Annotated in this window: 13 protein-coding genes; 10 read left to right on the top strand and 3 right to left on the bottom strand. The window is 32.0% G+C overall.

Going from position 1 to position 23,759, the window contains the following annotated elements; all coding sequences use genetic code 11:
• Window positions 1-69: 69 nt before the first annotated feature.
• Both HY951_05475 and HY951_05480 read left to right on the top strand, forming a co-directional pair.
• The gene (locus HY951_05475; protein MBI5539488.1) at window positions 70-2,145 is read left to right on the top strand and encodes a thioredoxin family protein; all 2,076 of its coding nucleotides are present in this window, start codon (window positions 70-72) and stop codon (window positions 2,143-2,145) included.
• A 111-nt stretch (window positions 2,146-2,256) separates the two neighbouring features.
• Window positions 2,257-4,074 (top strand): TIM44-like domain-containing protein, encoded by a 1,818-nt coding sequence (locus HY951_05480; GenBank protein ID MBI5539489.1) that lies wholly within the window; start codon window positions 2,257-2,259, stop codon window positions 4,072-4,074.
• A gap of 140 nt (window positions 4,075-4,214) precedes the next feature.
• Here the strand turns inward: HY951_05480 and HY951_05485 are convergent, their stop codons facing one another.
• Window positions 4,215-4,364: a hypothetical protein gene (locus HY951_05485; protein ID MBI5539490.1), complete on the bottom strand. Its 150-nt coding sequence runs from the start codon at window positions 4,362-4,364 to the stop codon at window positions 4,215-4,217.
• Window positions 4,365-4,490: 126 nt separating this feature from the next.
• Between HY951_05485 and HY951_05490 the strand changes: the two genes are divergently transcribed.
• From HY951_05490 to HY951_05505, 4 genes are read left to right on the top strand one after another with little or no spacing between them, the layout of a single operon-like run.
• Entirely contained in the window at window positions 4,491-5,735 is a 1,245-nt protein-coding gene (locus HY951_05490) for an ABC transporter permease (protein MBI5539491.1), read from the top strand.
• Between the two features lie 16 nt (window positions 5,736-5,751).
• Complete coding sequence (rbfA, locus tag HY951_05495; protein MBI5539492.1) at window positions 5,752-6,090, top strand: 30S ribosome-binding factor RbfA; 339 nt, start codon at window positions 5,752-5,754, stop codon at window positions 6,088-6,090.
• A gap of 3 nt (window positions 6,091-6,093) precedes the next feature.
• Window positions 6,094-7,329: an ABC transporter permease gene (locus HY951_05500; GenBank protein MBI5539493.1), complete on the top strand. Its 1,236-nt coding sequence runs from the start codon at window positions 6,094-6,096 to the stop codon at window positions 7,327-7,329.
• A 41-nt stretch (window positions 7,330-7,370) separates the two neighbouring features.
• A complete protein-coding gene (locus HY951_05505) occupies window positions 7,371-9,008 on the top strand; it encodes an aryl-sulfate sulfotransferase (protein ID MBI5539494.1) in 1,638 nt (545 codons plus the stop codon).
• A 55-nt stretch (window positions 9,009-9,063) separates the two neighbouring features.
• Here HY951_05505 and HY951_05510 read toward each other — a convergent pair whose 3' ends face one another.
• Both HY951_05510 and HY951_05515 read right to left on the bottom strand, forming a co-directional pair.
• Window positions 9,064-12,789 carry a T9SS type A sorting domain-containing protein gene (locus HY951_05510; GenBank protein ID MBI5539495.1) on the bottom strand — a complete coding sequence of 1,242 codons (3,726 nt, stop codon included), beginning with the start codon at window positions 12,787-12,789 and terminating at the stop codon, window positions 9,064-9,066.
• Window positions 12,790-12,799: 10 nt separating this feature from the next.
• Window positions 12,800-16,294 carry a T9SS type A sorting domain-containing protein gene (locus tag HY951_05515; GenBank protein ID MBI5539496.1) on the bottom strand — a complete coding sequence of 1,165 codons (3,495 nt, stop codon included), beginning with the start codon at window positions 16,292-16,294 and terminating at the stop codon, window positions 12,800-12,802.
• Between the two features lie 189 nt (window positions 16,295-16,483).
• Between HY951_05515 and HY951_05520 the strand changes: the two genes are divergently transcribed.
• The 4 genes from HY951_05520 to HY951_05535 all read left to right on the top strand — a co-directional run bounded on the left by HY951_05520 (window position 16,484) and on the right by HY951_05535 (window position 23,757).
• The gene (locus tag HY951_05520) at window positions 16,484-18,604 is read left to right on the top strand and encodes a S9 family peptidase (protein ID MBI5539497.1); all 2,121 of its coding nucleotides are present in this window, start codon (window positions 16,484-16,486) and stop codon (window positions 18,602-18,604) included.
• A gap of 68 nt (window positions 18,605-18,672) precedes the next feature.
• Complete coding sequence (locus HY951_05525) at window positions 18,673-19,311, top strand: deoxynucleoside kinase (protein MBI5539498.1); 639 nt, start codon at window positions 18,673-18,675, stop codon at window positions 19,309-19,311.
• Between the two features lie 106 nt (window positions 19,312-19,417).
• On the top strand, window positions 19,418-21,142 hold the full coding sequence (locus HY951_05530; GenBank protein MBI5539499.1) for a hypothetical protein: 1,725 nt from the start codon (window positions 19,418-19,420) through the stop codon (window positions 21,140-21,142).
• Between the two features lie 101 nt (window positions 21,143-21,243).
• Window positions 21,244-23,757, top strand: a complete 2,514-nt coding sequence (locus HY951_05535) for a carboxypeptidase-like regulatory domain-containing protein (protein ID MBI5539500.1) — start codon at window positions 21,244-21,246, stop codon at window positions 23,755-23,757.
• Window positions 23,758-23,759: the final 2 nt, after the last annotated feature.

Raw genomic sequence — 23,759 nt, forward strand, 5'->3', positions numbered from 1 at the left:
TTACCTTTGCGTAGATTCAGGTAAAAGGATTTAGTTTTTAACTATATGTGAAATTTTAATTAGTAAAATATGAGAAAAGATTTTTATTCAATAATTACGATTTTATCGTTATTAATTATAACAGTTACTTCTAATCAGGTTATTTCACAGAATATTCAAAAGCATGTTTCGTGGAAATACTCTGTTAAAAAGGTTACTGAAAGTGAAGCTGATTTAATTTTTAAAGGAACATCTGAAAAAGATTGGCATTTTTATACACTTAAGGATGAGTTAAATCCAATGATTTTCACTTTTGAAAAATCTAAAGATTATAAGTTGATTTCAATGTCAGAAACTCCTGCTCCTAAAAAAGAATATGACGATTTAATGGCTGCCAACAGATCCTTTTATGAAAAGGGTGGTTCATTTATTCAAAGAATAAAAATATTGACTGATAAGCCATTCAAAATAAAAGGAACGCAAGAATATCAAGCCTGTCTTTTAGATGGAATGTGTGTGATGGAAGATCAGGATTTTATTTTTAATATAGAACCAAGTATTTCGCAAGTTAGTAATAATGATACAATCTCAACTGACACTCTGCACAATGTTGCAACATTAAATGCAGATTCCAGTAAAACAGTTGAACAAAAAACTGACTCTGTTAATGCACCGGTAAATACTACAGTTCCGGGTATGTCTGATTCTTTGTGGGTATTGTTTTTCTTTTCGTTTTTAGCAGGTTTGGCAGCTATTCTTACGCCATGTGTTTTCCCTATGATTCCAATGACAGTATCATTCTTTATGCATAATTCTGATAATAAAAGGAAAGCAAGGTTTCAGGCATTGGTTTATGGTTTATCAATAATACTTATTTATACTGTTATTGGGACTGTTGTTGCGATAACATTAGGTGCTAATTTTGCTAACTTCCTAAGTACACATTGGATTCCCAATATATTTTTCTTTTTGATATTTGTTATTTTTGCAGCTTCATTTTTTGGAATGTTTGAAATTACTTTGCCTTCATGGATGGTAAATAAGGCAGATAGTAAATCAGAAAAAGGTGGTGTGTTGGGATCTTTCTTTATGGCATTTACATTGGTACTCGTGTCATTTTCATGTACCGGTCCTATAGTAGGTGCAATTTTGGTAAAGTCGGCAGGTGGTCAGATTCTTGAACCAATAGTGGGAATGTTTGGATTTTCTTTAGCATTTGCATTACCATTTGCAACTTTTGCTTTCTTTCCTTCATTGTTAAACAGCTTACCAAAATCAGGTGGTTGGCTAAATTCTGTAAAAGTTGTTTTAGGATTTTTAGAACTTGCATTAGGTTTAAAATTCTTAAGTATTGCCGATCAGACTTACCATTGGGGAATATTAGACAGAGAAGTTTATCTGGCTTTATGGATAATAATTTTTGCATTAATGGGATTTTATTTGTTAGGAAAATTAAAATTTGCTCACGATAGTGATTTAAAACATATTGGAGTTCCGCGTTTAATGTTATCCATTATTACTTTTTCATTTGTTTTGTATATGATACCTGGTATGTTTGGTGCTCCATTAAAATTATTATCAGGATATATGCCGCCTCAAACAAGTCTTGATTTTGATATTTCGCGAATTGTAAGAGAAAATGCAGGTTCTGGTGGAGTTCAGTCAGAAGAGTCAAAACTCTGTGAAAAACCTAAGTATAGTGATTTTCTTCATTTGCCTCATGGTCTTGAGGGTTATTTTGAATATGAACAGGGATTAGCTTGTTCTAAAAAATTAAATAAACCAATTTTTGTAGATTATACTGGACATGGTTGTGTTAATTGCCGAGAAATGGAAGCCAATGTATGGTCAGATCCACGGGTTCTTAAAAAATTAAAAGAAGATTTTATTATAATTGCAATGTATGTTGACGATAAAACAGAATTGCCTGAAAAAGAATGGATTACTTCAAAATATGATGGAAAGGTGAAGTCAAGTATAGGAAAGAAAAATGCAGATATCCAAATTTCTAAATATAATGTTAATGCCCAGCCATATTATGTTTTATTAGATACAGATGGTGAAATTTTGGTATCTCCAAAAGCATATGATTTAAATGTAGATTCATTTATTGAATTTTTGGATAATGGATTGGCAGAATTTAAAAAGAGAACAGAAAAGAAATAATTTTTAATTAAGTAAATTTTAAAAGGGTGTATAATTTTTATACATCCTTTTTTATTTTTTTTGAAATTTGTAAAAAATTCATACTTTTAACTATTCAAAAAATTCTAACCTATGATAACTAAAAACCCTATGATTAATTTTAAACGACCCTTATTAAACGTACTATTTACGTTTCTGATTTTATTGGCGGTAAATTATGCATATGCCAGAGTTGGAGGTGCTGGTGGTAGCTCTAGCCATAGTGGCGGAGGTGGTGGAGATGGATTAATAGGAATAATTTTTTATATTCTTATGCTGATCCCATTCCCATATAATCTTATTGTTATAGCAATCATAATTGTTCTAGCATATTTTGGAATGAAAAAGGCAAAGCAAAGAACTATTTTAAATCAAATGCCTTCAGGTGAATCGGTAGATAAAGTTAAAGGATATAGCGAATTTATTCAGCATAATCCAAATTTCAATGAAGCATCGTTTAAAGAAAAAGTTAAAACATCATTCATGCAGATTCAGGAAGCATGGCAAAACAAAGACATGTCTAAAGTTCGCAAGTACATTAGTGATGGAATGTATCAGCGTTTGAATGTTCAGTTTAAAATGATGGATAAACTTTCTCAGAAAAACACTATTGACAAGCTGACTGTTAAAAATATTTATATTGACAGAGTAGATACAGATGGATTTTTTGATGTTGTTCATGTTGCTATTCATGCTTCAATTGTTGATCGATTTATTAGTGATAAATATTCTGAATTGAACTCAGGTGGCAGTGAAGAATTTGTTGAATATTGGTCATATCTGAAAAAGCGTGGTGCTGAGGAAAAAGATATGTTTTCTTCAGATAATTGCCCATCTTGTGGTGCTGCACTTTCAAAAGAAACAGCTGAAGTTGCAAAATGTGAATTCTGCGGAACTCTAACAAATAGTGGTGAATACGATTGGGTACTTGCAGAAATTACACAGGCTGATGATTATATTTCATCTAACCCACTTGTAATTAAGGCTACTAATCTACAGGAAAAAGTTTTAGAAATAGAACAACATAACGATGACTTCTCTATTCAGCTGATAGAAGATAAAGCCAGCAATGCATTCTTACAGGTTGAAACTGCAAGAGTACTTAACGATCCGGCAATATTGCGTCGTTTTGCTTCAGATGAAGCTTTCGAAAAAATTAAAGCTACATTTAATCCTGCAGAACCATTTGTATATAACCGTATATTCTTAAGTGATGTAACTTTAATTGGAGCATTACAGAAAGATAATATGAATACAATGATTGTATCAATTAAATACTCTTATCAACGTGTTCTTCCTAAAGAAAAATCTGTAGTTAAACTTGATCCGGTTGTAGTAACAGATACTAAAATTATTTTATTAAGTCGTAACATCAATCCTGAAGTTTCAAAAGGTTCATTATATGCTCACAGATGTCCGTCTTGTGGCGGACCAGTAGGAGATACTATTGATTTGAAATGCCAATATTGCGGACATGAACTTAACAGCCCAGCTAATGAATGGATTGTTACAGATTTAATGACCTTGAATGATTATTATACATATTATGCAATGAATGGTGCTGCATTTGCCGGTGGCATTAAACCAAATGCAATAGATAATGTGCTCGATGTTAGAGATTATGCATTTAATAATGCGCTTATTGTAATGGCTTGTGATGGCGTATTTGCTCAGGAGGAACGTGATTATGCAGAACAATTAGCTAAGAAATTCGGATATAATGTTGATAAAGTTGAACCGATGTTTCAAATGGCACAAAACGGACAACTTTCATTAAAAATGCCTGAGGATCAGAAGAAGCGTGAAAAGGTTTTCCGTTTAATGGAAAAAGCTGCAAATATTGACGGAACTGTTGATCCTAATGAACGTCAGTTATTAGATAGTTTAAAACAACAATACGGATTCAATTAACCGATTTTTCTCAGAGTCCTTGAAAAGGACTCTGACTAAATAAAAAGGAGAAGATTATTTAATCTTCTCCTTTTTAAATTTTGACTTAACTGATTTGTACAATCTGTTAGTTCTAAATTCTCAAACGTGTTAGTTATAAATTATTTCTTTAATTGTTTTTCTTTAAGTTTGTGTTTAACCAAAAGTGCACAATCTAAATAAGCTTCTGCAACTTTATTGCAACAGGCTGTTTTAAATTTTTTTTCCAGCTCTCTTATTATTTCTATCGCAAATACTTCGGTTTCGCTCATATTATAGAATATTTAAACTTTAATCAAACCTAATTTATTTTTTAATTAATCACAAATGTACATTTGAAAAATCAATATTTTGAATTTATAGCCAGTCTAATTTACTACTTTTGCAAAAAAAAATATTTGAATACTGAGTTTTATATAGCCAGACGAATAATTACAGGTAAGGGCGGAGGAAACAGAATATCACGTCCTATTGTAACTATTGCAGTTGCCGGAATTGCACTTGGATTGGCTGTAATGATAATTTCAGTTGCTGTGGTTGCAGGATTCAAATCCGAAATTAGAAATAAGGTATTTGGATTTGGCTCTCACATTCAGATAATTAATTACGATTCTAATTATTCTTATGAAACAACTCCTATAAGAAAAGACCAGTCGTTTTTACCTGAATTAAAAAAGCTTAAAGGTGTTACTCATATTCAGTATTATGCTACAAAACCTGGTATAATAAAGACTACTGATAATATTCAGGGAGTCATTTTAAAAGGCGTTAGTTCTGATTTTGATTGGAATTTTTTTGATGAGCATATGGTAAATGGAAGGCATCTGGTATTGCCTGATACTGTTAAATCAAATGAAGTTGTTATTTCAAAAAAACTTTCTCAGTTATTGAATTTAAATGTTGGAAATAATCTTTCAATGTATTTTATTCAAGATCCGCCAAGGATGCGTAAATTTAAAATAGTTGGAATTTATCAGACTTATATGGAAGAGTTTGATAAGATGTTTGTAATTGCAGATTTAAGGCATATTCAAAAATTAAATGACTGGGGTGAAGATAGTATTTCTGGTTTTGAAATTTCTATTAATGATTTTGATAATATTAACGAAATCGCTGCAAATGTTTTTGATATTGCAGGTACAAAAATTCAACCTGATGGAAGTAAATTAAGAGTTCAGACAATAATTGAGAAATATCCTTATATTTTTGACTGGATAGGTTTGTTTAATACAAATTTATGGGTAATTCTTGTTCTAATGGTTTTAGTTGCAGGTTTTAATATGATTTCGGGCTTGTTAATTATGATACTTGAGCGAACTAATATGATTGGTATTTTAAAAGCTATGGGCTCAAAAGATGCAAGTATTCGAAAAATATTTTTATATAATGGAGCATTTTTAATTACAAAAGGTTTGTTTTGGGGCAATTTGTTAGGAATAGGACTTTGTTTAATTCAATATTATTTTAGGGTTTTTACTTTAGACCAGGCTTCGTATTATATTGAATATGTTCCAGTGTATTTAAATATAACTCAAATTTTATTACTAAATATTGGTGCATTAGTTGTTACATTTTTAATGCTTATTATACCTTCATTTGTAATTTCAAGAATAACTCCTGTTCGAGCTATTAAATTTAATTAAATTAAATCGGTTTATTATGGATTCAATAAGACAAAATAAGGTTTCAAGGTTAATTCAAAAGGAATTAAGTGAAATATTTCAACGTGAGGGTGTAAGCCTTTTTAATGGGAATATGATATCTGTAACAATGGTCAGAATGAGTCCTGATTTAGCTCTTGCAAAAGTTTATCTTAGTATTTTTACTCCAAATGGAAAAGAGAATGCATTTCCGCTAATTGATGAAAATAAAAAAGTTATTCGTCATAATCTGGCTCAGAAAATTAAAAATCAGGTAAAGCTAATTCCAGAACTTGCTTTTTTTATTGATGATTCCATTGATTATATGAACAGAATAGAAGAACTATTAAAGAAATAAGAATTGAATTTAAGGTATTTCATAGCAAAGCGTTATTTATTTTCAAAGAAATCAACAAATGTAATTAATGTTATTTCTGCGATTACGGCAACGGGCATTGCTGTAGGTACTATGGCTCTTGTTGTTGTGTTATCAGTTTTTAATGGATTGGAAACATTAATTGTAGATCGATTTAACTCTTTTGATCCTGATTTAAAGGTAGTGCCTGTATACGGAAAAACATTTGTACCTGACAGTCTAAAGTTACAGATTCTTAATTCAATGCCTGGTGTTAAGCTTTATTCTGAATCAATAGAAGAAAATGCGCTGGTTAAGTACGAACAAGTTTATCACCCTTTTATAATGAAAGGTGTGAGCCCTTCTTTTGCAGAAATGACAGGAATAGATTCTATGATAGTTACTGGTCATTTTATGCTTGAATATCAGAATAATCCGGTTGCAGTTATAGGTATGGGGGTTAATGCTTACTTGTCTGTTTCAATGAACTTTATATCTCCATTAAAAGTTTATATTCCTAAAAGAACATCAGGGTTTTCAGATGATCCAAACAAAGCATTTAAAATAAAAACAATTTACCCGGTTGGTGTATATGGTATAGATCCTGAAATTGATCAATATATTATTGTGCCGATAAGCTTCGCAAGAGAATTATTAGAATATAATAAAGAGGTAAGTGCAATTGAAATTAAGCTTAAAAATGGTGTAAAAGCAAATTCTGTGGAAAGGGAAGTACAAAAACTTTTTGGAGATAAGTATAATGTTAAAAACAGGTACGAGCAACATGAACTTATTTATAAAATTATGAAGTCAGAGAAAGTGATTGTATTTCTTATTCTGGCATTTATTTTATTAATTGCTTCTTTTAATATTATTGGTTCACTTACAATGCTTATTATAGAAAAGAAAGAAGATATTAAAACTTTACAATGTATGGGAATGACCATGCCAGAAATTAGAAAACTATTTCTTCTTGAGGGTTGGTTGATATCAATAATTGGAGCATTAGCAGGTTTAGCTATCGGAGCAATTATTTGTCTTCTGCAAATTAAGTTTGGACTTATTCCTATGCAGGGTAGTAATCCCGGAGCATTTGTAGTTAATGCTTATCCTGTTGAAATGCGATTATTGGACTTTGTTCTAACATTTTGTACTGTACTTGTTATAGGTTATCTTGCTTCCCGTTTTCCTGTAAGATATATTACCCGTAAATATATGGGCGAGGAGAGTCCTGGAGTATAATATTATGCAAAATTTATTAAAAAATATGTAAAAATTTATTTATGAAACAAGTAAATATTATTCTTTTAATTGTTGCAATAATTTTTGTCAAAATTGCAAGTGCTCAAACAATGGGTGTAATGACTCATACAGCCGGAAGTACTGACAATGGTTATGTTTTGTTTGCGCCAAATTCATATACTGAAACTTATTTAATTGATAAATGTGGCAGGCTTATGCATAGTTGGCATAGCAATTATTTACCTGGAAATTGTGTTTCATTGTTACCTGATGGTAATTTGTTACGACCTGGAAATTGTCAGAATACTGTTTTTGTTGCTGGTGGCAGAGGCGGTGTAATTGAGAAAATTGACTGGGATAGTAATGTATTGTGGCGTTATTTTATTTCTGATTCAACACAATGCCAGCACCATGATGTGTATCCGATGCCAAATGGTAATGTTTTAGCTGTTGTTTGGGATTATAAAAATCCTGTTGAAGCAATTGCAGCAGGTCGAGATACTGCAAAAATAGATACTGCTATTTGGTCAGAAAAAATAATAGAACTACAACCTATTGGAACCGATTCAGCAATAATTGTGTGGGAGTGGAAATTATGGGATCATTTAGTGCAGGAATATAATTCAGTTTTGCCAAACTATGGTGTAGTTGCAGATCATCCAGAATTAATAAACATTAATTTTACCAGACCTTTTGCTACAAAAGAGGCCGATTGGGTTCATATGAATTCTGTAGCATATAATCCATATCTTGATCAAATTGTTATGAGCGCACATAATATGAATGAAATATGGATTATAGATCATAGTACAACTAAAGCAGAGGCTGCTGGGCATACCGGTGGTAATTCAGGTAAGGGCGGTGATTTGTTGTATAGGTGGGGAAATCCATTGGTTTATGGTCATGGAGTTGTTGCTAATAAAAAGCTTTATGGACAACATTCTGCATATTGGATAGAGCCCGGGTTTCCATTTGGTGGAAGTATAATGTTATTTAATAATGGTGCTAATCGTCCTACTGGAAGTTTTTCAACGGTTGACATTATAACAACTCCTGTTGATTCAAATGGAAACTACAATCAAACTCTTCCATATTTACCTACATCACTTGCATGGACTTATTCAGCAACTGTTCCAACAAGCTTTTTTTCTTCTAAGGTTTCAGGTGCTCAGATGCTACCAAACGGACATGTAATGGCATGTCTTGGAAATCCCGGAAAGCTGTTTGAATTTGATGAAACAAATGCTACAGTTTGGAAATATTTTGTTCCGGTTGGAACAACAGGACCTTTAACACAGGGAACCACACCAATTGGAAACTCAGTTTTTAGATGTACGTTTTACCCTGATACTTTTTCAGGATTTAATAATCATATTATGGTTTCCGGTTTGCCAATAGAGTTAAATCCATTAACTACCTGTGAATTGTTTACGAATATAGATGGTGTGAGTAACGAAGTTGAAATATTTATTACTCCAAATCCTGCTAACGACTTTATTGAAGTGAGTAATAAATGTATTTCTGAATTGATGATTACAACAGTTGATGGTAAGCAAATAAGAACTGTGAAAAATAATAGTCAGATAAGTACTCAAAACCTAAGCAATGGAATGTATCTTTTAAAAGTAAAAGATTGCACAGGAGTTGTTAGTTATAGTAAATTTATGGTTAATAAATAGCAATATTATTCAGCAATAAAAAAGGCTATTGCATTTCAATAGCCTTTTTTATTATTTACTTTGTTATAGTAATTTTTCGATTAATTTTTTGTCCGGTAATCGTTAACTCGACATTATAAATACCTGATGATATTTCTTCGATATTCATTACAATTGATTTTGTATTAGGTTTCTTAATCATAACAATGTTGCCTAATAAATCATAAACTTTAATTTCTGAGATAGGATATTTGTCGCAAATAATATTTAAATTATTTATAGCCGGGTTAGGATATACAGCAATATTACTATTTTGAATTAATGAATTTACATTGGTTATCCATATATTAAATTCTCCGGTAGCCATACATCCTATAGTATCGGTTACAGTTACCTGATATAATCCGGTAGATAATCCTGTTGTAGTTTGAGTTGTTACTGCATTGCTCCACAAATATGTAAAAGGAGGATTACCTGACATTATGTTTACAGTTGCCGAGCCATCATTATTGCCGTAATTTGAAACATCATTAGTTGTTATGTAAAATTGAGGTTGACTTATGTGAGCTGTTACAGGAATTAATGCAGAAATACAGTTAGGTTCTTTTACTTCCCAGTTGTAGAAATAGTAGTATACACCAGAACCTGCATCTGTAGATTTGATCGAGATTAAATTAGAAATTAAATAAGGATAATTTGTTGCGGCGTTATTTCTATATAAATTTGGTGTTACGGGTCCAACAAGTCTTAAATCAGTTCCAATAGGAATATTAAAGTTTAATGTTATTCTTGATATTCCTACAGGAATATTAACAGTAGTAGTTTGCAATACTGTTCCTGCCGAATTACGAAGCTCGATTATTCTGTTCCCTGCAGTAGCTGCATTTACTTCCACTGAAATAAGTGTACATGGTTCAAAGCAGTCAAAAATAAGATATCTCTCTATTGGTTGAATATAATTACTTCCATTAATATTACTTTGCAAATTTCCACCATATTGAGGAGCAGAAACTACTGAATTTTCAACATAATAAGTTACGTCTGAAGTAACATTATTTACATTCATTGAGGTGCCTGTAAATACAGGTATTCCTCCACTAGCACTAGTGTACCAGTTTATAGTACCGGTGCCGGATGCACTTAACGATGTGTTATTTCCCGAGCAAACTATATTGTCATATACTGTAGGAGGAGTCGCACCAATTTGTATGTAATTTGTTTTAATTTGATTAAAATCACCGCAAATACCTGCATGGGCAATTAGCGATACTGAATATTGTCCGGAATTAGTATAGTTATGTAATGGGTTTAAGTCTGTACTTGTATTTCCATCTCCAAAGTTCCATGTGTAATTTGTTGCATTTGTACTGGTATTTGTAAATTGAACAGCAAACGGAGTCTGGCATGAAGAAGTTAGATTTGCCGAGAAATCAGATGTTATTGATGCTACATTAGCAGTATAAGTTCTGATTAGTTCGTCATTTGCTGTATATCCGTCAGTACTTCCATTTGGATTTGTGGTAAAAGAATGAATAGTATGACTTCCTGATGTAATTGTAATAGCCGGGAATGTAATTGTATCGCCTGCAAATGTGGAAAGATTGCCTGTCCATTGTTGAGAAATAATAGTTCCACCATCTATCTGATAATTTACAGTTGCCGATGTTAAAGGATCTGTACCTAAGTTTTTAATAATAACTATTGGTGAAATTGAGATATTTGCACAAGCATATGTACCGTTTGGTTGAACTATTGAAGAAAGTTGAGCATCAATAGGTATGTTGTTATTAACAACGTTAAAAGTACCAATGTAAGGAACATAATTATATGCAGTAGCACAAACATTTATTATTTGCCCAACAGTTGAAAGTGATGGGTTAATTGTTATTGTTGCAGAACCGCCTGTTGCGTATCCGGTTCCAAGAATCTGATTGTTATAAGTTAATGCTATATAAGCTCCTTCAACATTACAATCAACCTGAAAACTTGAAGAGCCAACTACAGCAGTTGGTTGATGAGAAACTATCATATTCATTGGGTCGGCTGTTCTTACCATTAAACTTGGGTCACCAAAAATTGTCCATGTGTCAGTCATGGTAGGGTCGGGAGAAACATCATTCATTTTAAAAATACCGTTTACTGATAGACCTCCAAAAGTTCTTTTAATATTACCAGTATAGCTTTCTCTTAATATGTCAACCATTTCGTCCTGTGCGTACATTGGTGGTTCCCAGCTCTGGTTTATAGTTGACATTAAAGTTGCAACAGCACCTGTTGGTTGATCTGTTATTGTTGCTCTTAATAGTGCTTCTGCAAGGCAGGTACCTGCTGTAAAATTTCCATTTACACATGCAACCGACCAAATAAACGGCCACATTGTGATATTTGTTAAATTTGCACAGTCGGTATTTGAAAAATTACTCGTAACAAATACATCATCGCCACCATGTCCTGTATAAGTAATAATTCCTGTTCCGTTATTTATTTCAGTAGTTACCTGAGAAGGGGTAACATCACCAGCTGCGTCTAATCCACCTTTGTCGCCATCAAAAAGTTCTGATTGGGAAGTATAGTTTAACGTTAATAAATTGTTAAGTATATTCCTTTCGTGCTGCCAGTCATATTCTCCAAAATGACCTGTTCCGGGGTCGTTAGAGCCGATTCCCACACAATGATTAAATTTACCAGGTGTTAAACTTGGATATTTTTCATATCTTACAGATCTGTTAACCTGAGTATTAACATGAGTAATAGTTTCGGCAGAGAAACGTCCTACAAAAATTTCCTGATAATTATCTGACCCTACAATATAACCATATGAAGGATCGGAGCCACCACCCGCACTTGTAAAAGTAGGAATTTGTGCAGCATCACCTACAAGTAGCAGATATGTTAATCCGTTAGTATTATAGTAGTTTGTTACATAATTCTTTATTGCTGTATTTGAGTTACCTCCGGCTGTTGCAAGACTAACCATTTCGCAAGGAATACCTTCTAATATTTTCCAGTCAACAAATGGTTGCATTGCAGCCATAAAATTAGGGTCGGAAATAATTAGTATTCTTCCCGGCATGTCATTTAAAGGGGTATACTTAGAGTTTGAATTATAATTAATAAAATGTGAGTTGTATAAATTATTAAATTCTCTGTCGATGCTTTTTAGAGTTTTTGTTCTTACAAAAGTATTTACTCCCGGAACTCCGGTTGATTTTACTTTTAAAGATAAGCTGGTGTATATTCTTAAGACTTTTGTTACTGGATTATAAATAAAAGGTTGAATTACTACTGCTTCACCCCTGAAATCTCTGAAAATATAAGGTTCTCTTAAAAAAGAAACTTCGGATGGATAGAATGAATTCTGTTGATATTCTGTTCCTAAGGTATATGGAACTGAAGATGGATCAACAGTTCTTAACAAATTACCCTTAGAAGGTGCAATGTCAATATTATTAATTTCAAAATAATTGGAATTTATTATTTCAATTTCCATTTCATCATAATCGGGAATAATTACAGAAGTTGCAAAACAAGGTAAATCAGGTGCACCTGATTTTAAAATTCTTGCTGATTGCGGTGCATTTACAATAATGGCATCACCATTGTTTGTTGAGATTTTTTTAAGTTCGTAAGCGTTTAATTTAAAACTTATCTCTGTTTCAGTAGCAGAAGATGAAACAAGTTTGATTTCTGAATCTGTTTTTGAAGAATTTCCAACTAAAATCCAGGAATGCTGTTGTCCAAAAACAGCCGTAGCTGACAATGAGATTGTCAGCCACGCCATAAATAAATTTATATTTTTCATTATAGCATGATTATTTTGTAATAACAATTTTTACAGTTTTATTTTCAGAACTTGTTTTCAGTTTACAAAAATATATCCCGGAAGATAAGCCCTCACTTGATAATTGTACTTGATGATTTCCTTGTGACATGTTTTGATGAGGTAAAATTACTTTTACAGTTTCACCTAAAGTATTAATTAAACTAATATAAACGTTTTCAGATTTTAATAAACTGAATGAGATGATTGATTCAGATTTAAATGGATTAGGATATGAATTAAAATATTGCAAATTATTAAATGTTTCTGGTTGGAGTAATGGCATATTAATGGGAGGGAATATAACAAAATCTACCCATGCTGCATCTAAACCATTTTCAACAGAATAATCTTTAGAATATATCCAACTAATAGTGTGTAATCCTGTAGTCATCATATATGCATGGCGACTCCAATCATCCTCGCCGCTCCACTGACCTAAAATAACACCATCTACATAAAATTTCAACCAATCATAATCTTGTTCACTAGATACTTTTTTGTAAAATGAAAGGCTATCAGCAGAAGTAACTGTAATTTGCATAGTTAATTCAGATGTTGCAATATTGCCAATAGCACCGGAACGAGCAGTGTAGTTTCCTTCATATATATTACCGCTATTAATTATTGTCCATGGAACTGTACCTGTATGAGTTAAGTCCCAAGGGTAATTAGTGAAAGTATTTGTTTCAAAATCCTCAACAATTAATCCAATTGTTAATGTAAATGATTTTGTAGCAGTGTATCCTCCTGCATTCACATCATATGTAAAGGATGCAGTTGAACCAATTGTTGCTCCTGCGTCAACAATAACTGTAAATGAAGCCATTGTATTTCCGCTTGCTACAATTGCACCTATATTCTGATTGTTTGTAGGAATTGTTACAGATCCGCTGTTAAGTGTTAAAGTTGAGTTTGCAATTGGTGAAACGGCATGACCATTGTTTAATGTTAGAATTTTAATAAGTGCACTTTCTCCCGGATCTAAACGGCCATTATTATTTCCGGTAGCATCGTCAACCACAACTGTTGTAGCCTGCATAACAGGTGCATTTAATATTACATTGAAGTTAGTGTTCCATGTATTAGATGCACCATCAGAAGCCGTAACTGTAAATTGGGCTGATTGTTGATCGGTGATAACATTGGCAACGTTAAATGCAAAAGAATTATTTTGTGTTGCAGTAGCATTAGCATTAATATTTCCAAATGTCTGTGTGTTATCAGTAATATTGATATTTGTGTTTGTTGTTGATAAAACAGCATTTACTCCTGTAGCATTAACACTTCCTACATTTCTTAATGTAAGATCCATATTTACATTTTCCGAATATTCTACATTTCCATTTACAGAAACTCCTGAGTCATGTAGTAAATGTGCATTATAAACTACATATGGGGCACTATTAGGTACAATAATAATGGTTCCTATATGAGGCTGACGATTTTGTTTTGTGATAACAACGTCCAATGTACATGGCGCAGCTATTGTTGTTAAGTCAAGAGTAATATTTCCTGATGCACCTGTGTATTTTGCATCAACCCAGGTGTTGTTTAATGATAACCCAACATATGCATATGGTTCAGTTGCAACTGCAACAGAGGTAACGCCCATTGGAACTGAACTTTGATAAGTTGCAGATAATGTTGTAGGAATTCCTAAATATGGCATAAGTGAAGGGTCGCCCATAAGATGATATTCTTCCCAGTAGTATGTTACACTTGTACCGCCCTGGGTTACCGCTAAATTTCCTGCATGCATAAGTTGTCCTCCGGTAACATGCCAGTTTGCTTCAGTTTCACCATGAGTATGAAAAAGTTTATCGTAAAATCCTAATTTTGTTGCATCGTAAACAGGATTTGCAATAACAGTTTTAAAACCAACAGAAAAATAGTAATCTTCATTCCAGTACGAGTAGTCAGATGCGCCAATATATCCAATAGCTCCTTTTTTTGTTGCACGTAGAATTGATTCTCCAAAACATTCACTAACATTAAACATATTGCTTTGACAGCAGTTTCCAATCATGAAACAATATTTGTCCATATTTGTTAATGCAGCAACATCTGTAGTGGTAAAACTAGGATCTGACCAACCGGATGATCCACAATGTGCAGTGTAGTTAACAAACCCGGCACCAGTGCTTACATTCTGATGGATGGCTGGAGCTGCAGCTGCACTGTTAGAAATTATAGGAGAGCCTGATCCGTATAAATATGTGTTAGAAATAATACCATTTGAAGCGTTGTTGTAATTATTTGCAGCATAATTAACTTGTCCGTTTCCATAAGTTGGAGCCATTGAACCATCAACTCCTGCTACTAATACAGAATATTGTAAAAAACTTGGATCTGGCATTGTATATTCTTCGTATTGAAGAGTTTTTTCAATCTGAGGTTGAAGCTGTGAAGTGTTTTGTGCAGAAAACCTACCATAATAAATATCAGGAATTACATCAGAACCGCCATCCATTTCGCCGTAATACAAGTCTGTAGGGCTGGCTGAAGCAATTGCTGATCCGGTAAAAGCAGGAACCTGAGCAACGTCGCCAACTAATAAAATGTATGAAGGAGCTGGGTCTGCAATTGATCCACCATTATATTGAGCTAAAATATAATTTTTAATTGCCGTTGTTGTTGTTCCAATTACATCAGTATATGCTGTAACCACTTTAAAGCCTTTTCTTGTTTTCCATTGAATAAAAGGTAAAAGTTGTGCTTCAAACATTCTGTCACTAATAATTAAATATTTTACAGGTGATGTTGTAATTGCATCTTTATTTGTATTGGTTTTATAATTTGCTAACATTTTGCAGCTACTTTCAAATAAAGGTGAGTAGTATTTATTTCTCAGGCTCTCAGTTTTAGCTAAATCAGCATTTGTAAACACTACTTCAACAACAATATTTTTTAAAACTCTTAGAGTATTTTGTGAAGGGTTATATTGAATAGGTCTTATAACAATTCTCCCAATATTTATACCGCGCATTATACCAACCTGCTGATATTCGGCAATTGTATTTTCTATAAAATCATTTGTTAAATAAATCTGCTGATTATAATGGAATGGTAATTTTTCAACATCCTGATCTTTTCTTACAGATGGTTGTTGTGGAATTACTTTATAAGTTATTCCCAAATCATTTAAATCTATTATCTCTTCGTCAAAACTTATAATATTTACTTTAACAGTTGCATTGTAAGGAACTTCAATTAGTTTTTTAAGGGTTGGTAATGATGGTGTGCCATTATCGCCATCGTTAACATAACCGTCTGTATTTAACTGAGTAAAAAAGCCCTCCTTAGTTAAAACTTCTTTAGTGTTTAAAGTTGTAAATGACGCTTTGAAATTAAATTTCAGGGGTTCATTTTTTAAAACTTTAAATTCATTTGTTGAATTTACTAATGAAATTGTATGAACTTTTTGAGCAAAAATACTTGTAGTAAAAAATACTAACGTAAGAATAGTAAAAATTAATTTTCTCATATTAAAGGTTTTATTTGAGAACAGTCTATATTTTAAATGTAAAGTTAAAGAATTAATTACTGAAATTATCTTTAAATCAAGATTATTTTTAAAATTTAAATCGGTTTAGATATTGACTTAATTCTATTGCAAAAGGTTGCTTTGTGTTGATTAATTTTTATACTTTTGATTTTATCAAAAAACACTATTATGAAATATTATATCATTTTAATAGCCAGTAGTATTATGCTTATTTCGGGTTGTAATGAAAAACAGAATAATTTAAAATATCCATTATCAAAGAAGGTTGATACAGTTGATAATTATTTTGGTACTAAAGTTCCCGATCCTTATAGATGGCTTGAGAATGATACAGCTGCAGATGTAGCAGAATGGGTTAAAGCCGAAAATAAAGTGACTTTTGATTATCTGAACCAAATTCCTTTCCGCGAAAAAATGAAAGAAAGGTTAACTGCTGTTTGGAATTTCCCAAAGCAATCGGCTCCATTTAAAAAAGGGGATAAGTTTTTTTGTTACAAAAACAATGGATTGCAGAACCAGAGTATTCTTTATATAATGAATTCATTAACTGATAGTGCACGTGTACTGCTTGATCCAAATACACTGTCTGATGATGGTACTGTTTCACTCGCTTCAATGGATATTTCGCCTGATGGAAAACTTCTTGCATATGCAATTGCACGTGGCGGTTCTGATTGGAACGAAATTTATTTCTTAAATATTGAAACCGGAAAATTACTAGACGATCATTTAAATTGGGTAAAATTTTCAGGTATAGGTTGGTTTAATGATGGAATTTATTATAGCGGTTATACGCCGCCGGCAAAGGGTAAAGAACTTTCGCAGAAAAACGAATACCATAAATTATACTACCATAAGTTGGGAACTGAACAAATTGCAGATAAAATCATTATCGAAAACAAAAAAGAACCTTTAAGAAATTTTTATGCTTCTGTTACGGATGATCAGAAATATTTGATTATTAGTGAAGAAAATGCAGGTTCGATGGGAAATGCATTACATGTGTATGATTTGTTAAAACCAAATTCTAAAATAATAACAATCGTTCCCGGTTTTGATAGTGAGTTTGGAGTAGTGGATAATATTGATTCAGAATTGTATATCCGCACAAATCTTAATGCGAAAAAATATAAACTAATTAAAGTTAATGTTAACGAACCTGATATAAATAAAGCAGTTGAAATTCTTCCTGAAACAAATGATGTGCTTTCAAATGTGTCTTTCTGCGGAAATACAATAATTGCTAATTATATGAAAGATGCACATTCAGAAATTAAAATTTATGAATATTCTGGTAAGTTTTTAAATAACCTTAATTTGCCTGCTTTGGGAACTGTAAATTCTTTTAATTCAGGGAAAAAAGATGCTGAAGCTTTTTATGATTTTACTTCTTATAATTATCCTACAACAGTTTTTCAATATGATTATAAAACCGGAGTAAGTAAAGAGTTTTTTAAACCGGCTATTGATTTTGATGGAAGTGTTTATGAAGTAAAGCAGGTATTCTATGAAAGTAAAGACAAAACAAAAATTTCAATGTTTATTGTTTCTAAGAAAGGAATTAAACTTGATGGAAATAATCCAACCTTATTATATGGTTATGGTGGTTTTAATATTAGTTTAACACCTGGATTTAGCACAGGCAGAATTTTGTGGTTAGAAAATGGTGGAGTATATGCGGTAGCAAACCTTAGAGGTGGTGGAGAGTATGGAGAAGAATGGCATCTTGCAGGAACCAAACTTAAAAAACAAAATGTTTTTGACGATTTTATTGCTGCTGCTGAGTATTTAATTAAGGAGAATTATACTTCTCCTGATTATCTTGCTATACAAGGTGGTTCTAATGGAGGATTATTAGTTGGAGCTGTTGCTAATCAACGTCCTGATCTTTTTAAAGTAGCATTACCTGCGGTTGGAGTTATGGATATGCTACGTTATCATAAATTTACAATTGGGTGGAGTTGGGTTACAGATTATGGAAACAGTGATAATAAAGAAGAATTTGAATATATTTATAAATATTCTCCTATTCACAACATAAAAGAAAATGTTGAATATCCTGCAATAATGGTAACTACAGCGGATCATGACGACAGAGTTGTTCCTGCACATTCATTTAAATATATAGCAACACTTCAGGAAAAATACAAGGGCTCAAATCCGGTATTAATCAGAATTGAAACCAGTGCCGGTCATGGAGCAGGCAAGCCAACATCAAAACAAATTGATGAGGCTGTGGATATTTATTCTTTTATCTTTAAAAACATGGGAATAACTCCTAAGTATTAAAAAAGTACTTTAAGTGCCTTGAGTGCCTAAAGTACTTAAAGTGCATAAAGTGTCTAAAGTTGCAAGGAATGTCTAAATTAAGATTTATTGTTATTGAGGGTAATATAGGTGTAGGAAAAACAACCTTATCAAAAAAAATTGCTGCCGATTATAATGCTAAACTTATTTTGGAACGTTTTGCCGAAAACCCTTTTCTTCCTAAGTTTTATGAAAATCAAGAAAGGTATGCTTTTCCGGTTGAACTTTCTTTTCTGGCAGACAGATACCATCAGTTAAAAGATGAACTTGCTAATCCTGATTTATTTCAGCCAATTACAATTGCTGATTATTACTTTATGAAATCATTAATTTTCAGTAAGCAAACTTTGTCTGATGATGAATATAATCTTTATCGTCAGTTATTTGATATAATTCATAAATCGTTGCCTAAACCAGATCTTTTTGTCTATTTAAGTATGTCAACCGAAAGACTTCTATATCAAATAAATTTAAGGGGTCGGGAATATGAGCAAAGTATTACAGCTGAGTATCTTGAAAAAATTCATGGTAGCTATTTGGAATTTATAAAGCATCAATCGCAACTTACCACTTTAATAATTGATGCCAATAATTTAAATTTTGTGAACAATCCCGAACATTATCAAAAAATCACTAAAGCTATATTCAATACCGAATACGAGCAGGGATCAACAACAATAATTCATTAATTAATAACAGATGTTAAAAAAACTGTTTTTTATTTACAAAACATTTATAATTTTGTACCTTTAAATTCATATAATTGAAATAAAACAATTAAACTATCAGATATTTATGAAAAGAAGCAGTTTCATTTATCTTGCATCCATTATGGTAGTAGCTTTTGCCTTAAGCAGCTGCACCGGATTAAAAAAGATGAAAAAAACCCAGGGAGTAATTACATACACCCTAAGTCCTAATCCAACAGAAATGCACGCTGACAGCGTAGTAATAAATGTTTCAGGAAAATTCCCTGAAAAATATTACAAGAAAAAAGTTACCTGTGAAATTACCCCGGTTCTTAAATCTGCTGGTGGAAATGAAATTGCTTTAAAAACAATAAAAGTTCAGGGTGAAAAAGTACAGGATAATAATTCTGTAATTAATATGCTTGCAGGTGGAAGTTTTACATACACAGATAAAGTTGCTTATACACAAGATATGCGTATGTGCGATGTGAATGTAAAAATTCATGCAGTTGTTAAGAAAAAATTTGTTGATTTTGATCCAGTAACTATTGGAAAAGGAACTATTGCAACTCCTGGATTATTAGAAAAAGATTCAAAAGCAATTCTTGGAAAAGACAAATTTGTTCGCATTATACCAGAAACAAGAGAAGCTAATATTTTGTATGTAATTAACCAGTCAAACGTACGTCCTGGTGAAATGTCAAAAGACGAAATGAAAGCTTTGAAAAAATATTTGGCAAATGCTCAAACTAACCCAAGGAAAGACATTAAAGGTGTAAACGTTTCTTCATATTCTTCACCAGACGGAACAGAAGAATTAAATGCTAAACTTTCTACAAATCGTGGTACAAGTGGAACAACTGCTATTAAAGGTGAATTTAAGAAATACGAAAAAGCAAAAACTCAGGGTTTCTTTAACGAGAAAGCTACAGCTGAAGACTGGGATGGTTTCCAGAAGCTAATGGGTGAATCTGATATCGCTGATAAAGATCTTATTATTCGCGTACTTTCTATGTATTCAGATCCAATTCAACGTGAAAAAGAAATTAAAAATATTAGCAAAGCATATACACAAGTTGCTGATAAAGTTTTACCAAAATTAAGAAGATCAGTTTTAACTGTTAATGTTGATAGTATTGGTCGTTCAGACAGAGAATTAGATTCAACATTCAATGCTAATCCTTCAATTCTTTCATTAGAAGAGTTGCTTTTTACTGCAACTTTAACTAAAGACCTTAACCGTCAGTTATCGATTTATCAAACAACTGCTTCACAAAATCCTAACGATTGGAGAGGTTTTAATAATGCTGGTATGGTTCTTTTACAACAAGATAAAAATGCTGATGCAAAAGCACAATTTGAAAAAGCAAAATCTTTAGATGCAGGTAACACTATTATTTTAAATAACCTTGGAGCATGTGCATTACGTGAAGGTGATTTTGTTAAAGCTGAAGAATATTTTAAATCTGCAGGTGGTGCTGGTTCAGAAGTTAATTACAACTTAGGTATCTGTGCTATTAAAAAAGCTGATTATAATGGTGCTGTAACATATTTTGGTTCATACTGTACATTTAACGCTGCTTTAGCAAAATTATTAGCTGCTAACCCAGATGCTGCTTCAAAAGCTATTGATTGTGCTGAAGATAAAGACCGCGATATGATGTATTATTTAAAAGCTGTTATTGGTGCTCGTCAGGCTAACACAGATTTAATGTATAACAGTTTACGTGCTGCAATCAGCAAAAATGCTAAACTTGCTAACGATGCAAAAACTGATATGGAGTTTGCAAAATATTTTAATGATGATACTTTCAAATCAGTTGTAAAATAATTAACTGAAATAAATGATATTAAAAAGCTGCCTTAAATTAAGGCAGCTTTTTTGTTATAATTTAATTTTTAACTGACTTTAGTTATCTTTGGTAAATTATTATGATAAGATCTATTAAAACATTCTCAATTGCAATTATTGCAATATTCAGCTTGCAATCTACCAATGCTCAAATAACTAAACTTATGGGGCATGTAAGCGATGCAAAGACAAAAGAAGCTTTACCATTTGTGAGCATATCATTTAAAGGTACAAAAACAGGTGCAATTACTGATTTTAATGGAAATTATAAATTAGAGACTACTTTACCTGTTGATTCAGTAGTAGCTTCGTATATTGGTTACAAAAGAAATGCAAAAAAAGTAATTAGAAATAAATTTCAAACCTTGAATTTTGAACTAACGCCTTCATCATTAGAATTAGAGGAAGTTGTTGTAGCTGTTAAGAAACGTTCAAGAACTAGAGATGAACAAGCATTAATGCTATTAGATAAAATATTAGAATATAAGGATAAGAATAATACAGAAAAACTTGATTATTACGAGTATGAAACATATAATAAAATTGAATTCGATTTAAATAATATTACAGAAGAGTTTAAAAATAAAAGAGTTTTAAAACCCTTTAAATTTGTTTTTCAATATATTGATACTTCTACAGTAAACGGTAAGCCGTATTTACCTGTGTTTATAATTGAATCAGTTGCAAATTATTGTTTCAGAAAGCAACCTAAAGCCGAACGTGAATTTATAAAAGCATCACATGCCTCTGGTATTCAAAACCAGAGTATAAATCAGCTAATGGGAAATATGTTTATTAAAATGAATTTGTATGATAACTATATAGATTTATTTGGAAAAGGATTTATTAGCCCAGTTGCCGGAATAGGCAGAGTTTATTATAAATATTTTTTAGTTGATAGCGGTTTTATAGATAATAACTGGTGTTACCACATGGTTTTTCACCCAAGAATTAAAGAAGAGAATGTATTTAATGGCGACTTTTGGATAGCTGATACAAGTTTTGCAATTAAAAAAATTGAAATTAAAATAGACAAATCGGTAAATATAAACTTTATCAATAGTGTTAATATAACTCAGGAATTTAATCATATTGATACTACAGTTTGGATGTTAGATAAAGAAAGTTTGGTAATCGATTTTAATTTATTTGAAAACCCAAATAGTGCAATGGGATTTTTTGGACGAAAAACAACAACGTTCAGAGATCATAAAATAAATTTTGCTCGTGATGATGCTTTTTATGCAACAACAACTGACATATTAGTTGATCCGGATGCAGGGAAGAAAGATACTGCATATTGGAATGAAGCCAGACATGATGAGCTTACACAAAAGGAAAAGGATATTTTCAGGATGGTAGATACCATTAAAACTATTGGTGCATTCAGAACATACTATGATATTTTAAATGCTTTTGTTACTTATTACTATGTATGGGGAAAATTTGAATTAGGACCTTATTTTACTACATATAGTTTTAACAATATAGAAGGAAATCGTTTTAGGTTTGGACTTAGAACAAGTAATGCCATGAGTAAAAAATTTATGGTTGAAACTTATGCAGCTTACGGAACAAAGGATGAGAGATTTAAATACGGAGGGAAATTTATTTACATGTTTGATAAAAACCCTCGGCGCGGAGTAACGTTAGCATACAAACACGATTTGGAGCAATTAGGGCAATCGGTAAATGCATTTAAAGAAGATAACATTCTTGCGTCGGCATTAAGAAGAGGTTCAAGTGATAAATTATCAATGGTGCAAGAGTATAAAGCTAATTACGAACATGAGTGGTTTCAAGGATTTTCTAATAACTTAATTTTTAAACACCGCGAAATGTCACCAATGCCGGGTATTGCATTTGATATTAAAAGCGGAAATGAAATTATTAATGAAAAAATTCTATATACTTCTGATTTAATCTTAAATACCCGCTTTGCATATAATGAGAAATTTGTTATGGGCGAGTTTGACAGAATTAGTCTGGGTACGAAATATCCTGTGCTTAATGTTAATTATTCTTATGGATTGGATGGGGTGTGGGATAACACTTTCCCATATCACAAACTCATTCTTACGGTTGACCATTGGTTTAATATTTATCCTTTCGGGTATTCTAAATATGTGTTGGAAGGCGGTAAAATATGGGGAACTTTGCCTTATCCGCTTTTAAAAATGCACGAAGGAAACCAGACTTATTTTTATGATGAGTATTCATTTAATTTAATGAATTATTATGAATTTGTAAGCGACCAATGGTTGAGTCTAACATGGACTCATTATTTTGACGGGTTATTTTTAAATAAATTTCCTTTGTTACGAAAACTAAAATGGCGCGAAGTTGTTTGGGGAAAAGGATTAATAGGCAGCTTAGAAAGAAAAAATCTTGATGTTATGGTTTTCCCTGAGGGTTTAGGAACTTTAGATGGCAAACAAGATCTTAATCACTTAAAGCCTTATGTAGAAGGTGGAATAGGTATTGAGAATATATTTAAAATATTGCGTGTTGATGGGGTATGGAGGTTTTCATATTTAGATAACCCAAATATTGCGAAGTGGGGGATAAGAGTGAGTATGCAATTTAAGTTCTAATC

It is taken from the genome of Bacteroidia bacterium (assembly GCA_016218155.1).
Classification (GTDB): domain Bacteria; phylum Bacteroidota; class Bacteroidia; order Bacteroidales; family GWA2-32-17; genus GWA2-32-17.

Excerpts from the sequence above, each read along its gene's own strand:
- HY951_05480 (MBI5539489.1), top strand. The coding sequence starts at position 2,257 with ATGATAACTAAAAACCCTATGATTAATTTTAAACGACCCTTATTAAAC.
- HY951_05505 (MBI5539494.1), top strand. The coding sequence starts at position 7,371 with ATGAAACAAGTAAATATTATTCTTTTAATTGTTGCAATAATTTTTGTC.
- HY951_05515 (MBI5539496.1), bottom strand. The coding sequence starts at position 16,294 with ATGAGAAAATTAATTTTTACTATTCTTACGTTAGTATTTTTTACTACA.
- HY951_05475 (MBI5539488.1), top strand. The coding sequence starts at position 70 with ATGAGAAAAGATTTTTATTCAATAATTACGATTTTATCGTTATTAATT.
- HY951_05525 (MBI5539498.1), top strand. The coding sequence starts at position 18,673 with ATGTCTAAATTAAGATTTATTGTTATTGAGGGTAATATAGGTGTAGGA.
- HY951_05510 (MBI5539495.1), bottom strand. The coding sequence starts at position 12,789 with ATGAAAAATATAAATTTATTTATGGCGTGGCTGACAATCTCATTGTCA.
- HY951_05535 (MBI5539500.1), top strand. The coding sequence starts at position 21,244 with ATGATAAGATCTATTAAAACATTCTCAATTGCAATTATTGCAATATTC.
- HY951_05530 (MBI5539499.1), top strand. The coding sequence starts at position 19,418 with ATGAAAAGAAGCAGTTTCATTTATCTTGCATCCATTATGGTAGTAGCT.
- HY951_05520 (MBI5539497.1), top strand. The coding sequence starts at position 16,484 with ATGAAATATTATATCATTTTAATAGCCAGTAGTATTATGCTTATTTCG.
- rbfA (MBI5539492.1), top strand. The coding sequence starts at position 5,752 with ATGGATTCAATAAGACAAAATAAGGTTTCAAGGTTAATTCAAAAGGAA.
- HY951_05485 (MBI5539490.1), bottom strand. The coding sequence starts at position 4,364 with ATGAGCGAAACCGAAGTATTTGCGATAGAAATAATAAGAGAGCTGGAA.